The following is a 15407-nucleotide window of genomic DNA, read 5'->3' on the forward strand; positions in this document are numbered from 1 at the left end:
CATAAGAAAACATAGGGATTATGTCCTTAAACGAGAAGTTCATGTTTATTTGCAAAGTCCGTTAAAGATAAAATTTAACGTTTACGGTAGAAAAGATAAAAGCAAAATATTTGTACTTAGTTAATAAACCAAAACGTTAGTGCTTATCACCTGCCCTACGTTTCTTATACTGAACGTTAGCAATAATTATATTAAACTTAAAGGAAAATCAATGATTGAATTAAGTGATGAATTATTATCTCCTGATTTACTTCAACAAATCAAAAATTTACAAGTAGAAGTTGATGAATTTCGTGAAACATCGATGGATAAAATTGCCGTTGAAAAATTAAGAGAACATTTTAGAACTCATCATATTTTTCATAGTTCCGGAATAGAAGGAAATAGACTAACTCTACAAGAAACTTCTATAGTTCTTAAAGAAGGGATTGATATTTCTGGTAAGCCATTAAAAGACAGTTTAGAGGTTAAAAATCTTGGAATTGCTTTTGATTTTCTCTATAAAATAGTAAAAGATGATGTTGAAATAACTGAGCATCATTTAAAACAAATACATAGTTTAATAATTGGAAATGAAGAGTCCCTTAATCCTGGTAACTATAGAGAGATTGGAGTTATAATTTCAGGTTCTGAGCATCGACCTCCTGAGCCTTTTGAAGTGCCAATCAAAATGAGAGAACTATTTGATTGGATTCATGAAAATGCAGCTGAAAATCCGCTAATTGTTGGAGCGATAGCACACCACGAAATGGTAAAAATTCATCCGTTCAAAGACGGAAATGGAAGAACCGCTAGGCTTTTATTAAACTTAATCTTACTAAAAAACGGTTTTCCGATTTGTAATATTAGAAGAGACGAACGACCTGACTATTATAATGCTCTTAGTTTAGCTGATGAAGGAGAATACGAACCGATAATAGAGGTCGTCACAAAAAATTGCACCACACTATTTGCTGAGTATGTAAGAATAAAAGATGAGTCTAACAGGCTTAAAGATTGGGCAAAAAGGATAGGTACTAAGGATACTCAACAAAGATTAGCAAAATCTAAAGCAGAATTTGAATTATGGCTTAATAAGGTTAACCAAATAAAACTTGAATTTAAACAAGTAGTGTCAGTTATAGATCAAAATGTCGAAAGCTTTTATGTAAGTTTTTATGAGTATCCCTTAATAACTTTTGAGAAATACCAACAACTAAAGGAAACAGGAATGGCACCAAATACAAACTTTTTTTCAGTTCGGTTTCATAATAATGATACTAATAAAATATTATCTACATTAATGTTTAGATTTTTTAGATCAGGAAATAAATATCCAAAGACATCCAATGTAATTCCATTAGAACTTAATTATTTTGACGAAAAATCTAAAGAATTTAATTTTATTGGATATTCTGAATATTCAAAACATATTTTATTGAGAGCATTTTATGTAGCTGATAATGGAGAAATTATAATTAGATATGCTCATTCTAACGAAGAAAATCCAAACTGGGAGAAAGATCATAATGATTTAAAATTGGCTAATGTTGTTCAAAGTTTTTTTGAAAATGTTTTTGCTTCCATACTTGGCGTAGAATAAAAAGTCACTAACTATTTGTATAGTTCATTTGGTCCCTACGTGATACAAACGCACCATACAAAGAATGTTGGCAATCATATAATAGAATACAATGAAAAACATAATCTTATTGTTACTGAATACCTCGTCAATTTCGGCTTTTGCCCAAAAAGATAAAAACGGAAATTTAATAGTTTAGTAAAGCAGTTACTTTAAATTGTACAGAGTCTAATCTAAATTAATTTTAGTCTACATCGGAAAGAATAAGATATTGCCAACAAGATGCGTCCACAATACTTTTTAGTATTATTATTAAAGGGAGTTTTATATTTGTGAGGTCGGCGTTACAAATTTCATTATTTTACGCTATAAAATTTAATACTAAAAAGTACAACGCCCTATGCTTTATTCAAAGTCAATGACTTTCTATTAGTACAGGCGTTTACATTTAATCATATGAAAAAAATAGTAAAAGTCACCGGAATCGTTCTTTTAGTCCTACTTGTTTTACTAATTGCCCTGCCTTATTTTTTTAGTGGAACCATAAAAGAAAAAGTAAAAACTTTAGTCAATCAAAATGTAAATGCTATTGTCAATTTTGAGGATGTCGACATTAGTGTTTTTAGAAATTTCCCTAATGCTTCGGTAGTGATAGATGATCTGGTTTTAATTAATAAAATCCCGTTTGAAGGGGATACGCTGGCAAATGTGGAGCAAATTTTCTTAACTATGGGCGTCAGCGAACTGTTTAAAGGCACTTCTGAGCCTATGGAAGTGCAAAAAATTATAGTAGACAAAGCTCAAATACATATTAAAGTAGATTCTTTGGGGCAGGCAAATTATGATATTGGTAAAGAAAGTACTACTCCGACTCAAGAAACTACAACATCCGAAGGATTTTCTTTAAACCTAGATCATTATGAAATCAATAAAAGTAACCTGATTTATGACGACCGGGCTACTAAAACCTTTATAGCACTAAACAACTTTAATCATCAGGGTGATGGTACGGTTAGCGGTAATACAATTTTATTAAATACCCATACGGATACTAAAATTTCATTCAACTTTGATCAAACCAATTATTTAACAAACAATGATTTATTATTAAATGCTATCATAGAGTTGGATCTTGAAAATCAAAAGTATACTTTTAAAGAAAATGAAGCCAAAGTAAACCAACTCCCCTTAACTTTTGATGGCTACGTACAATTGTCAGAGGCTTATACCGACGTCAACATCAACTTTAAAACCCCTTCTTCGGACTTTAGAAATTTCCTTGGGGTTATTCCGGAAACCTATGCAAAAAATATAGAAAATGTAAAGACCACCGGTAACTTTGAAGTAGATGGTAAAATCTACGGAAAAGTAGATGACACTTACATCCCTAAATTAAATATTAACATCAAGGCAGCTAATGCAAGCTTTAAATATCCTGATTTACCTAGAAGTGTGGAAAATATTACGATTAATGCTCTTTTAGCAAATGACACTGGTCTGGTTAAAGATACGTATGCCACGATAGATAATTTTACCTTTCGCATCGCCGAAGATACTTTTGCCGGTAACGGAAGTTTTAAAAACTTAACCGAAAATATACTGGTAGCGTTACAAGTAAATGGTACTTTAAATCTTGAAAATCTAGAAAAAGCATATCCTTTAATTTTAGAACAAAAACTTAAAGGCAAAGTAAAAGCTAATTTAACCACCAATTTTGATATGAATTCTTTAGAAAAAGAACAATATCAAAAGGTAAAAAGTGCCGGAAATATAACACTTACTGATTTTGCCTATGCATCTCCGGAAATACCGAATGAAGTAGCTATTAAAGAAGCTAGCGTTAATTTTGAACCGGGAGTTATCCGACTGGAAAAAATGACCGCGACTACAGGTGCTTCTGATATGACTGCTACCGGAACGATAGAAAATATGTTGGGATTTCTGTTTACCGATCAGCAATTAAAGGGTAATTTTAACGTAACTTCTACTACCTTTAATGTAAACGACTTTATGATAGTTAGTACGGATGAAGCTACTGAATCACAAACTAAAAGCACTACAAATTTACCTGAAGGCTCATTAAAGGTACCCTCTTTTCTGGATGCTACTTTAAATTTTAAGGCAGACAAGGTAGTCTACGACAATTTAAATTTATCTAATACAAAAGGAAGCGTTGTAGTTAAAGATGAAACTGCGCTATTAAAGAACATTACGGCAGGTATTTTTAACGGATCTATTGCATTTGATGGTTTGGTAAATACCAAGGAAACCACTCCTACTTTTAAAATGGCCCTGGATTTAAGCAAGATTGATATTACCCAGTCCTTTTCTCAAATGGAATTGCTTCAAAGCCTGGCTCCTATCGCAAAAGCCCTGACCGGAATATTAAACACCAAGTTAAACGTAAACGGAAAACTAAATAACGACCTCACCCCAGTTTTACAAAGTATAAAGGGAAGTGCCATAGCAGAGTTACTGAATGCCAAAGTAAATGAAGATGCCTCCCCCCTTCTGTCCAGTCTTGATTCAAAATTATCTTTTATCAATCTAAAAGACCTGAACTTAAAAGACATAAAAACCAATCTTGACTTTAATGACGGAAGAATCAATGTAAAGCCCTTTACTTTTAATTTAAAAGGAGTCAAAATCAATGCCAGCGGTTCACATAGTTTTACAAATCAAATGGACTATAAACTGGTCATGGATGTACCGGCCACCTATTTCGGATCTGAAATTAGCGGACTGGTGGCTAACCTGAACAAATCAGATCTTGAAAATACCATAGTACCATTACCCATTGGTTTATCCGGAACTTTTTCTAATCCTGCAATTAAAGTAAATCCTACTACAGCAATTAAGGAATTAACACAACAACTTATTAGTAAACAAAAAAGTGCGATAAAAGAAAAAGTAGGTAATCAGATTAAAGAAAAAACAAGTAATGTATTGAAGGATCTTATAGGAAATACGAAAGAACAAAAAGGAGATACTACTGCCCAAAACAAAAAAGAAAGCACAGAAGACAAATTAAAGGATGCTGCAAAAAATGTTTTAGGAGGTTTTCTTAATAGGAAAAAGAAAAAGGATAGCACTAAATAATGGTAGAAATCAAAATGACCTAACCATTATAGATAATTATATCCTTACACAGCTTAGCAAGATAAGAATTGATAACTTTCATCCGCATTTTTAGAATTACAGCGATATAATTTGCAAATAATTTTAAAAAAAGACGAAGTTAAACTGTTTTTAAACCCTTAAAATAGCCTTTAAACTAGGAAAAAGATGAGTATTATTAGTTTTCTTACAATAATTATCCTTAAAATATCCCCAAACATAGAAAATTAAAATAATCAGTAAAAGTCTGATTATCAATTAAAATTAAATATTAATGTAAGTATTATACTACATTTATTATGTTAATTAATTTCATAATATCGACGAACTCATAAATTTTACGGTAAAAACGTAAGAATTTTTTAATGATTCTTGGTATCTTAGCTGTAAGAAAAGTGAAAGTACTTTTTGATCAACCCCAAAATAATACTTATTATGAAAGTTTTAAATATTAAAATAGCTTTTTGTTTTTTAATACTGTTGTATGCAACAACCTATGCACAAGATTTTAATCAGAATACTAAATGGATGAGTGGTTGGACCAATTTTGATCCTAACATGACTGCTTACCCAGATACGGAAGAAAGTATTCCTAATGCTATAACCAGAGATACGTTCTTATCTAATGATACCGTATGGCTGTTATCAGGAGACGTATATGTTACAGAAAATGCGATCCTTACTATAGAAGAAGGAACCATTATCCGAGGTGATCATAAAAATCCCGGTAATCTTTTTGTAACCCGAGGATCCAAACTAATTGCCGTAGGGTCTGAAGTATCTCCTATTGTATTTACTTCTAATAAACCGGCCAAAGCCCGAAAGAGCGGAGACTGGGGTGGTATTATTATTGCCGGAAACGGTTTTGTGAATACTGTGAGTGGCAGTAGTGCTTTAAAAAGTTCTTTTTCTCCACAGTATTCTGTATACGGAGGACAACGTTATGAAGAGCAAACCGTATTGTTAACGAACGTACGAATAGAATTTGCCGGTAATAATGTAAAAAGTGGTGAAAACGCCAGCGGACTTACCCTACTAGGTATTGGTACAGGTTCTATGCTTTCTAACATTATGGTCAGTTATTCCGGACAAGATTCTTTTAGCTGGAAAGGTGGTAATAACGATGCGGGTAATCTTGTATCTTATAAGGCTGCAGATGATGACTTCCAAATGGTAGAAGGATATCAAGGAATTATAGATCACCTTACTGCCATCAGACATCCGTTTATTACCAGTCCTAGAGGATCTTATGCTATTGAAATTAACGGATTTAATAAAAATGGCGGATTGGCCAACCAGGATAAAGTTACAGATGTTACGATTACCAATGCTTCTTTAATTAATTTATCAGATGCCGGTAACTATATGCATACCACTGCTGCCATCGCTGCAAGTAACATGGCAAAAGTTTATCTGAACAGTTCTAAAATCTCCGGATTTTCTGATATTGTAAAATTTGATACTTCTTATACCTCACTTTCCTTTATTAGAAAAGCCTTTGGTATGGACAATAGCTTTTTTAACATCCACAAAGAAGGAGTACAAGTAGCTTTTAAACCTGCAGACGGAGTATTAGATATTTTAAAGTATAATCGTTTTACTCAGGAATTTGTAGATGTACAAACCTTATTTACAGATCCGCAAAGTACTATTTTACCTAAATTTGAATTACAAAAATCAAAAAACACCTATATGGTAATGCAGTAGAAAACCTATTGAATCAAGCAAATTAAATTATGATGTACCCACTTAAAAAACTAATCTTTGTATCACTATTTTTATCTGTAATGCTAACCTATGGTCAGAAAAGGGATGATGGCGTGTTCTTTATCAAAAAAGACCAAATCTCAAAATTCCACACCATTACGGACTTGCAGGAATTAAAAAAAGGAGATCTTCTGAAATTATACATAGATAGGTTTAAAGAGATTGCAACGGTACTACCCTACATTGCCATCACTCATGAAGCTGATGTAAGATTAAGTGATGTAGGTATTAAAGAGGATTCGGACCATATAAAAATTTTAAAGAAAAGTACGGATGCTACTACAGAATCCTTAGAAACGATCTCAGAATCCATTCAGGACCTGGTAGCTTACGCCGATACGGAAAAAATAATTTGGACGATTCTATTCTACGAAGAAACGATCAAAAAGATGAGGATTGGAGTTCAGGAAGGATTCTAGTTCACTATAAATAAACAACCAAAAGCTTTTTAGCAACCTATGCTAAAGTATTATTTATAACGGGTAAAACGGCATTATTTTAATGCCGTTTTTTACTTTATACCATATGACGCAAAACTTCTTATACAGCAATAAAAGGTATCATCAATTGGTTCTAGTTTACAGTAGCGTTGATAATAATAATTCATATAAATCAATCCCATTCCCAGCCCTTCCCAAAGGAAAGGTAGCCACAAAGTCCTTTCCTTTGGGAAGGATTTAGGATAGTATAAATATCTGTAAATAAATAAATTAGGCCAATTTTAATGCACTGATGCTATTGTAAATTAGGACCATGAATAATTTTATAATATTTATTTTCAATATTACAATAATTAGTCTTAATTCTTGGTTCTAAAAGTGGTAGCAATCTTACATCTATACCCAATACCAAAGAAAGATAATAGTAAAAGTATTACTGGTTATAAAAGCACTTCAATAGTAACCACATATCCTTCACTATTACGTACATTAAATACTGTATGATCGTCAAAAATTAGATATTGCCCTTTAATTCCCTTTAATAAGCCTTCAAATGTTGGTGTTTTTTCTAAATTTAAGCTTTTTAACTTCTCCGGGTATTCAAGTACCGGAAAGTTAATGTTTACTTCTTCCCCTTCTTCTTTGTAAAAAGCATGTACCTCATCAGGCAGGTAATTTTTTAGCTCATTTTTAAATACTTTTAAATCCACGTCTTCAATTTGATTCATAAGCATTTTACGCCAATTGGTTTTATCACCAATATGTTCTTTTAAAGCAACCTCCGTGATTCCGGCAAGATATCGGTTGGGCACCTCTACAAATTCGATAGCTTCGTGAGCCCCCTGGTCGATCCAGCGAGTGGGCACTTGTGATTTTCGGGTAACTCCTACCTTAATATTGCTGGAATTTGCCAGATATACAACATGGGGTTGTAGCTGTACTTTTTTTTCATAATCCAGGTCCCGGTCTTCTACGTCCAGGTGCGCCGTACTTAATTCTGGTCTCATGATCCAATCCCCCGCCTGTGGTTTACTATAAAAGTCGTCATAGCAAAGGCCCTGTCTAAAAATTTTTTTATCCAGTCCGCAAGCCAGGCATTGGTATCGCATGAACTTTATAGATATCTTTCGGTTAAGTAGTTGATTTACATGTATAAAATCGTCTTCAAAAAGTAAATAATATTGAATCGGATCTTTAAACTCAGTTCTCATTTTAGTTAGAACCCCTTCGTATTTCATAAATATGGATTATAAAAGAATAGCACAAACAGAATTTGAATATTTTTAGTATTTTAGATTTAACATCACTATCATACTAATCGGACGGGTAAAACAGTCCGTTCATCAGAGTTTAAAGATACATTAAAATATGCCAATCCCTTTAGTAAATTCTATTGCCAGTTGGTTTCTGAAGAAAAGGTTTCATCAGATGGAATTATTTTTAAAGTATCCTCATGACGTACAATTAGAATTGCTCACTAATTTATTACTGACGGCAAAAAATACGGAGTACGGAAAACAATACGACTTTGCATCTATTAAAAATTACCGGGATTTTGCCAGTCGATTACCTATTACCTGCTACGAAGAATATGAACCCCTTATTCAAAAAAGTAAAGCCGGGGTTTCTAACCTTTATTGGCCAACCCCCATTAACTGGTTTGCCAAATCAAGCGGAACTACCAATGCTAAAAGTAAATTCATCCCGGTAAGTCAGCAGTCACTGGAAGATTGTCATTATGCTGCCGGAAAAGATTTACTTTGTATGTATTTAAATAATAATGAAGATTCTAAATTATTTACCGGTAAAAGTCTGCGATTAGGTGGTAGTAAGGAGCTTGAAAAACAGCATCATATTACTACCGGTGATTTATCTGCTATTATTATAGACAATATGCCATTTTGGGCTGAGTTCAGTTCTACCCCCAGCAGTGAGATCTCTTTGATGAGTGACTGGGAAGTTAAGATGAAAGCAATTGTTCAGGAAACCATTTATGAGAATGTAACCAGCCTGGCAGGGGTTCCATCCTGGATGTTAGTTTTACTCAATGAAGTCCTGGAAACTACAGGATATACCAATTTGTTCGAAATCTGGAACAACCTGGAAGTGTATTTTCACGGAGGTGTAAATTTTGAACCTTATCGAGACCAGTATCATCATATTCTTCCTAAAAAAGACTTTAGGTATTACGAGATTTATAATGCTTCCGAAGGCTTTTTTGCTATACAGGATCGTAATGATTCTAATGAATTGTTACTAATGCTGGATTACGGTATTTTCTACGAATTTATACCTATGAAAACCTACGGGACAGAATCACAAAAAATTATTCCTTTACACGCAGTAGAAGTCGGTGTAAATTACGCCATAGTCATCACTACAAATGCAGGTTTATGGAGGTATCGTATTGGGGATACCGTACGGTTTACTTCTACCAATCCTTATCGAATCAAAGTTTCCGGCCGGACCAAGCACTTTATCAATGTATTCGGGGAGGAAGTTATTGTTGAAAATACCGAAGAAGCTTTACAAAGAGCTTCTAAAGAAATGCATTGTGAAATTGTGGAATATACGGTAGCTCCTGTATTTATGGATGGCAAAAATAAAGGAGCCCACGAATGGGTAATCGAGTTTAAAAAAGAACCCTGGGACTTACAAGCATTTGAAAAATCCTTAGACAAGCATCTACAGGCAATCAATAGTGATTACGAAGCCAAAAGAACCCATAATATTACGCTTAACCCTTTACAAATAATTAAAGCTAAGCCAAATCTATTTTATACCTGGTTAAAGAAGAAGAATAAATTAGGCGGACAACACAAAATACCCAGATTGTCAAATGAACGACATTATATAGAAGAATTAAAATGTTTAAATCAATCTACCTCTTCGTTTAGGGCAAAATCAGACTTTTTAAGGTAAAAATCCCATCCATAATGATAGTTTTTACGGTTTAAACGTACTATTTCAAAGTTATTTTTTGCGTTAAAATGCTATTTTTTGTGTATTTCAACGAAAATTATTCCCTCTTTATCTAAAAATTTAGAAATATCTTTTTTAAAGGGAAAAAGCATATTAAATTTGTTCACAGATAGTTATAATCATAAAGCCCTAAAATATGAAACGTATCGCCATCATTATTATACTTTGTTCCGGATTAGCAAATGCTCAAGACTTCACAAACAATAGTAGTATTTCAGAAAAAATTGAAACACTAACTTCTTCTACACAAAAAGTAAATAAAAACGAGATTACAACCGAATTTAAGAAACCAGAACATTACCGTGAAACTTCAAAAGTGGCATTTTACGAAGTATTACTTTCTAAAAATAATTTTAATATTGAATTAAAAGAAGATAGTAAGATTTCTTTCTATCAGGATTTATTATCAAAAAACAATTTTGACATTCAGCTAAAAGATAATACTAAAGTAGCCCTTAAAAATACTGAAGAAATGGTGAAAAAGTTAAAGAACCGTACCATGGTTGCTTCTAATTAAAAGTCAGAAGAACTTAAAAATAATACCCTAACATATCGTTAATTTTCAATTGCCATAATTAGCACCCTTGTTGCTTGGGGGTGCTTTTTTACTCTAAATCTTACTTTACCATATGACAATAGTTATTGTCATCCAGCTCTTTTTTTCTATACTATTATTAATCTAAACTTAACCCCAATGAGACTTTTAAAAGTAGTCGTTTTAAATCTTTTATTCTATAAAACCAAACAACAGGACTTATACATAAAATACTTACAGACCCGCCTAAAACCTAAGAAAACAACTTATTATAGCTAAATAAATATAAAATGGCATAGAAGATTTATAAAGAAAAAAATTGAAGATCAAGGCAAAAAATGCAGGCCTAGCCCTAGCTAAGACGAGGCTTTTTAACGCAGAGATTCAAGTTTTTTATATGAAGATTCATGTTATTTTATGTTGATTTAGCTATACAATAACACAACCTGAATTCAACTTGTACAAAAAAGCCGATTTATATAACGTAAATCGGCTTTTAACTTTGTAAATTTCATTTTATCACTTCTCGTCTATGATACTGCCTTTAGCTTATTAACTACAGATTTATTTAATTTTTTTTCAGCATAATCTTTGGTTACCCGTAATTCCGTTTCATTTCCTTCCGGCATTTCAAACATAGCATCCGTAAAAATAGCCTCACAGAGTGACCGAAGTCCCCTGGCTCCTAATTTATAATCTATGGCCTTTTCTACGATATAATCCAAAGCTCCTTCAGTAATTGTAAACTTAATAGAATCCATTTCAAACAACTTCTGATATTGCTTGATAATAGCATTCTTAGGTTCAGTTAAGATAGAACGAAGCGTCTTCTTATCCAGAGGGTTCATATAAGACAACACAGGTAACCTTCCTATGATTTCAGGGATTAAACCAAAGTCTTTTAAATCTTTTGGAATAATATATTGCAGGAGGTTCTCTTTATCGATAGCTTCTTCATTCTTTGAAGCACTGAATCCCATGGCCTGCATATTTAACCGCTTGGTAATAGCTTTATTAATTCCATCAAAAGCACCACCTGCTATAAATAAAATATTCTCCGTATCTACTTCAATAAATTTTTGATCCGGATGTTTACGCCCACCTTTTGGCGGAACATTAACTACCGTACCTTCCAGTAGTTTTAGCAAAGCTTGTTGTACTCCTTCACCAGAGACATCACGGGTGATACTTGGATTATCGCTTTTTCTGGCAATTTTATCAATTTCATCAATAAATACAATGCCCCGCTGTGCTTTTTCCAGATTATAATCTGCTGCCTGTAATAGGCGCGTTAGAATACTTTCTACATCTTCTCCTACATACCCAGCTTCCGTAAGTACCGTAGCATCTACAATGGCTAAAGGTACGTTCAGCATTTTGGCAATGGTTTTTGCAATCAAGGTTTTACCGGTACCTGTTTGCCCTACCATGATAATATTACTTTTTTGAATTTCAATATCATCACTGGTAGTAGGCTGTAATAATCTTTTATAATGATTATAAACCGCCACCGACATTACTTTTTTTGTAAATTCCTGTCCGATTACATATTGATCTAAAAAGCTTTTAATAGCCTTTGGTTTACGTAACATTAATTCGTTACTTAACTCTCCGGTTTCTTCATCCTTAGCTTCTTCTACTACAATACCATGCGCCTGTACAATACATCGATCACAGATATGTGCGTCTAATCCGGCAATTAGTAAATTGGTTTCCGGTTTTTTTCTACCACAAAATGAGCATTCTAAATCTTCTTTAGGCATAGTAAAGTATCTTCAAAAAGTTGAGTTCTAACGAGTATTGACGATTTGACACGAATACACGTATTCTTGACAATTAGTCACGTTTTAAAATTTCATCAATCATTCCATATTCCAGGGCTTTATCGGCTTTCATCCAGTAATCCCGATCACTGTCTTCGTACACTTTATCATATTCCTGCCCGGAATGTTTTGCGATGATTTGATATAATTCTTCTTTTAAGGTCAGGATTTCCCTGGCAGTAATTTCTATATCACTGGCCTGTCCCTGTGCACCACCCAGCGGTTGATGTATCATAACCCTACTGTGCGGCAACCCGGATCTTTTTCCTTTCTCACCGGCACATAACAATACCGCTCCCATAGAAGCTGCCATCCCCGTACATATAGTAGCTACGTCCGGCTTGATAAACTGCATGGTATCGTAAATCCCAAGACCTGCGTAAACACTACCTCCCGGAGAATTAATATAGATCTGTATATCCTTAGAAGAGTCCACACTCTCTAAAAATAATAACTGCGCCTGGATAATATTAGCCACCTGGTCGTTAATACCGGTACCCATAAAAATAATACGATCCATCATTAACCTTGAAAAAACATCCATGGCTACAACATTCATCTGGCGTTCTTCTATAATATTAGGAGTCATGCCTACCGGATACATACTACTGATAATATTCTGATAGTAGTTGCCATTGATTCCCCGGTCTTTAATGGCATATTTTTCAAATTCTTTTGTATAATCCATATAATATGTTACTGATATTTGATAGAAGCTATTTAATCAACTTCTTTAAAAAACATAAACCCTATTGCAAGTTTAATGCCTAAATATAAGTATTAATTCTAACTACAATCCTTAGCTTATTTGTAAACTTCTTTTACAAATTCATCAAAGGTAACTTCTTTCTCTTCCAGGTTAATGTTCTCCTTAAAATAGGTCAACATTTTTTGACTCATCAACTGATCCGAGATTCTTTTGACTTCATCTTTATTAGATAAAATACGTGCTGCAATATCATCCAGCTCTTTATCATCCGGTGACATTTGTCCGAATTGTGCCATCTGTCCTTTAATTAACTCTTTAGCAAAAGCCTTTAATTCATCAAGGGTAACCTGCAGGTTATTATCCGTAATAATTTTACCTTCGATTAGTTGATAACGCAACCCCTTTTTACTTTTTTCATATTCATCTTTGGCTTCATCCTCACTTAACTCCTTTTCTCCTGTAGCCTGAATCCATTTTTGTAAAAAAGAAGCGGGTAAGTCAAACGTAGTATTTTCTAAAACACTCTCGGTAATATCATTTAACAACTGCTGGTCAGAATGTTGTACAAACTGTTTTTCCGCATCGCTTTTGATTCTTTCTTTCAGTTCGGTGACACTTTTTACCGTATCTTTTCCGTAAACCTTGTCGAAAAGTTCCTGATCTAATTCAGCAAGTTCCTGCGTATTAATTTCAGAAACCGTAAACTGCAATTCAGCATCCAGGTTATCTGCTTTTTCCTGATCAATCTTTAAAGTATTTGCTAATACCGTAGCACTTTCAAAAAGATCTTTAGCTTGTAGGCTTAGGATATCACCTACTTTAGCTCCTGTAAACATCTTTACCTGTTCAGTACCTTTAATCTGATCGTAAGTAAGTGTTACCTTCTCGTCAATATTTTCAGCTTCATTATAGAAAGTACCGGTGATCTGATCTCCCTCTTCAAACTGTTCTTTAGAAACTAACTTACCGTATTGCTTTTGAATGGATTTTACCTGGTTATCCACCATTTCATCCGAAGCTGTAATTTTATAATTCGTTACTTTTTTATCTCCGTTTAAAACCACTTCAAACTTAGGGGCTAGTCCTAATTCAAATTCAAAAGAATAATCTTCCTGGTCCCAGTTAAAATTATCCTGCTCTTTAGGCAAAGGATTTCCCAGGACATCTAGCTTTTCTTCGGTTAAGTATTTGTTTAGTGCTTCCTGTAGCAGTTTATTTACTTCATCTACCAATACCGCTTTTCCGTATTGTTTTTTAACCAGACCCATCGGTACATGTCCTTTTCTAAATCCGGGAATGTTTGCATTTTTACGGTAATCTTTTAGAATTTTATCGACTTTATCGGTATAATCATCTTTAGAAATAGCAACGGTTACGACTGCGTTTAAATCATCAACCTGTTCTTTTGATATATTCATGTAACTTTTTTTTCTTGAAAATCGGGTGGCAAAAGTACGGATTTTAACTTAGTTCACAAAGTCCCAATTTCTTGAAAAACAGATAAATTTGAAATTACCCGGTTCTTATAAATAATTGGCAGATTGTTTTGTCGTTATATATGATTATAATGGTTAATGTTGATAATGTAGATAAGCTAAAAACAGCTATATGTCAAACTGGAATTATAGCTTAATAAGCTTGATTAATACTAAATGCTCAGTTCTATATTTAACAACTTTTTAATTAACTAATAGATATTTTAGTTGATTCCAAAACTTTATGTTTTCTCATACAATGTTAGTAATATTTTTACAAAAATTAATAAATTTGTTTTTATATTAAAATTCAAAAATTTTAATAATCAATTGATATTTATATGTTAAGTTCAATTAAAAATATAATAGATGGTTTCGTTGTAGTATTTACTTTCGGAATGACTATGCCAGTTAAAAAGAGTAGAAATAATATCTCTGATTATTGGTTTAAAACCGGAGAATATATAAATAAGGCCTATAATATTGAAACCCAACAAAAATAAAAATCCAAACGAAAATAATCAATCTGGACTTTCTGTAACAAAAACACAGTTGTACAAGGGAGCGATACCCCCACCGGATATGATGGCAGGGTATAAAAAGTTAGATTCCACTTTTCCTGATAGAATTTTAAAAATGGCAGAGAAAGAACAGAAGCATTCTCATAATATGGATTCCAAAACTCATTTTGCTATTATGTTACAAACTACGGTTGGCTTATTATCAGGAGTGTTGACTATGGCATCTTTGTGTTATTTAATTTATTATTCTGTTTCTAATGATCAATCATCGGTTGCTATTTCTATTGTTAGTGCTATGGCCGCGATTATAGGAGTATTTGTTTATAGATTTAAACGAAAAAATTAGATATAACTAACAATAAAGTTAATTACCAAACATTCTTCCACAAAACAAAAACTCAATTAAAAATTCAAGAACCTAAGACCTACAAAAGAGAAAAGACCATATACAATTGTAGACAGTCCTTTTTTTTCAAA

General features: G+C 33.1%; 11 protein-coding genes. 7 read left to right on the plus strand and 4 right to left on the minus strand.

From position 1 onward, the window contains the following. Positions 1–211: 211 nt before the first annotated feature. The 4 genes from NBT05_RS01510 to NBT05_RS01525 all read left to right on the plus strand — a co-directional run bounded on the left by NBT05_RS01510 (position 212) and on the right by NBT05_RS01525 (position 6864). Positions 212–1582, plus strand: a complete 1371-nt coding sequence (locus tag NBT05_RS01510) for a Fic family protein (protein ID WP_265771652.1) — start codon at positions 212–214, stop codon at positions 1580–1582. Positions 1583–2017: 435 nt separating this feature from the next. Then, positions 2018–4660 carry an AsmA-like C-terminal region-containing protein gene (locus NBT05_RS01515; protein ID WP_265771653.1) on the plus strand — a complete coding sequence of 881 codons (2643 nt, stop codon included), beginning with the start codon at positions 2018–2020 and terminating at the stop codon, positions 4658–4660. Between the two features lie 453 nt (positions 4661–5113). Next, entirely contained in the window at positions 5114–6385 is a 1272-nt protein-coding gene (locus NBT05_RS01520; protein WP_265771654.1) for a hypothetical protein, read from the plus strand. Between the two features lie 29 nt (positions 6386–6414). Beyond that, complete coding sequence (locus NBT05_RS01525; RefSeq protein WP_265771655.1) at positions 6415–6864, plus strand: hypothetical protein; 450 nt, start codon at positions 6415–6417, stop codon at positions 6862–6864. 461 nt (positions 6865–7325) lie between these two features. On the opposite strand, the gene NBT05_RS01530 is transcribed toward NBT05_RS01525, so the two are convergent. Further along, positions 7326–8123 (minus strand): DUF2797 domain-containing protein, encoded by a 798-nt coding sequence (locus NBT05_RS01530; RefSeq protein WP_265771656.1) that lies wholly within the window; start codon positions 8121–8123, stop codon positions 7326–7328. A 130-nt stretch (positions 8124–8253) separates the two neighbouring features. Here NBT05_RS01530 and NBT05_RS01535 point away from each other — a divergent pair, with 130 nt between their 5' ends. Further along, complete coding sequence (locus tag NBT05_RS01535; protein WP_265771657.1) at positions 8254–9807, plus strand: GH3 auxin-responsive promoter family protein; 1554 nt, start codon at positions 8254–8256, stop codon at positions 9805–9807. A 196-nt stretch (positions 9808–10003) separates the two neighbouring features. Continuing rightward, a complete protein-coding gene (locus tag NBT05_RS01540; protein WP_265771658.1) occupies positions 10004–10384 on the plus strand; it encodes a hypothetical protein in 381 nt (126 codons plus the stop codon). A 548-nt stretch (positions 10385–10932) separates the two neighbouring features. Here NBT05_RS01540 and clpX read toward each other — a convergent pair. The 3 genes from clpX to tig all read right to left on the minus strand — a co-directional run bounded on the left by clpX (position 10933) and on the right by tig (position 14352). Further along, positions 10933–12165, minus strand: a complete 1233-nt coding sequence (gene clpX, locus NBT05_RS01545) for an ATP-dependent Clp protease ATP-binding subunit ClpX (RefSeq protein WP_265771659.1) — start codon at positions 12163–12165, stop codon at positions 10933–10935. Between the two features lie 73 nt (positions 12166–12238). Further along, entirely contained in the window at positions 12239–12913 is a 675-nt protein-coding gene (clpP, locus tag NBT05_RS01550) for an ATP-dependent Clp endopeptidase proteolytic subunit ClpP (RefSeq protein ID WP_265771660.1), read from the minus strand. A gap of 116 nt (positions 12914–13029) precedes the next feature. Continuing rightward, positions 13030–14352 (minus strand): trigger factor, encoded by a 1323-nt coding sequence (tig, locus tag NBT05_RS01555; protein ID WP_265771662.1) that lies wholly within the window; start codon positions 14350–14352, stop codon positions 13030–13032. A 540-nt stretch (positions 14353–14892) separates the two neighbouring features. Between tig and NBT05_RS01560 the strand changes: the two genes are divergently transcribed. After that, complete coding sequence (locus tag NBT05_RS01560) at positions 14893–15276, plus strand: DUF2335 domain-containing protein (protein WP_265771663.1); 384 nt, start codon at positions 14893–14895, stop codon at positions 15274–15276. Positions 15277–15407: the final 131 nt, after the last annotated feature.

Source organism: Aquimarina sp. ERC-38, assembly GCF_026222555.1.
GTDB lineage: Bacteria > Bacteroidota > Bacteroidia > Flavobacteriales > Flavobacteriaceae > Aquimarina.

Bases quoted from the DNA above. Each gene is read 5' to 3' on its own strand.
- NBT05_RS01510 (WP_265771652.1), top strand. From the start codon at position 212: ATGATTGAATTAAGTGATGAATTATTATCTCCTGATTTACTTCAACAA.
- NBT05_RS01515 (WP_265771653.1), top strand. From the start codon at position 2,018: ATGAAAAAAATAGTAAAAGTCACCGGAATCGTTCTTTTAGTCCTACTT.
- NBT05_RS01520 (WP_265771654.1), top strand. From the start codon at position 5,114: ATGAAAGTTTTAAATATTAAAATAGCTTTTTGTTTTTTAATACTGTTG.
- NBT05_RS01525 (WP_265771655.1), top strand. From the start codon at position 6,415: ATGATGTACCCACTTAAAAAACTAATCTTTGTATCACTATTTTTATCT.
- NBT05_RS01530 (WP_265771656.1), bottom strand. From the start codon at position 8,123: ATGAAATACGAAGGGGTTCTAACTAAAATGAGAACTGAGTTTAAAGAT.
- NBT05_RS01535 (WP_265771657.1), top strand. From the start codon at position 8,254: ATGCCAATCCCTTTAGTAAATTCTATTGCCAGTTGGTTTCTGAAGAAA.
- NBT05_RS01540 (WP_265771658.1), top strand. From the start codon at position 10,004: ATGAAACGTATCGCCATCATTATTATACTTTGTTCCGGATTAGCAAAT.
- clpX (WP_265771659.1), bottom strand. From the start codon at position 12,165: ATGCCTAAAGAAGATTTAGAATGCTCATTTTGTGGTAGAAAAAAACCG.
- clpP (WP_265771660.1), bottom strand. From the start codon at position 12,913: ATGGATTATACAAAAGAATTTGAAAAATATGCCATTAAAGACCGGGGA.
- tig (WP_265771662.1), bottom strand. From the start codon at position 14,352: ATGAATATATCAAAAGAACAGGTTGATGATTTAAACGCAGTCGTAACC.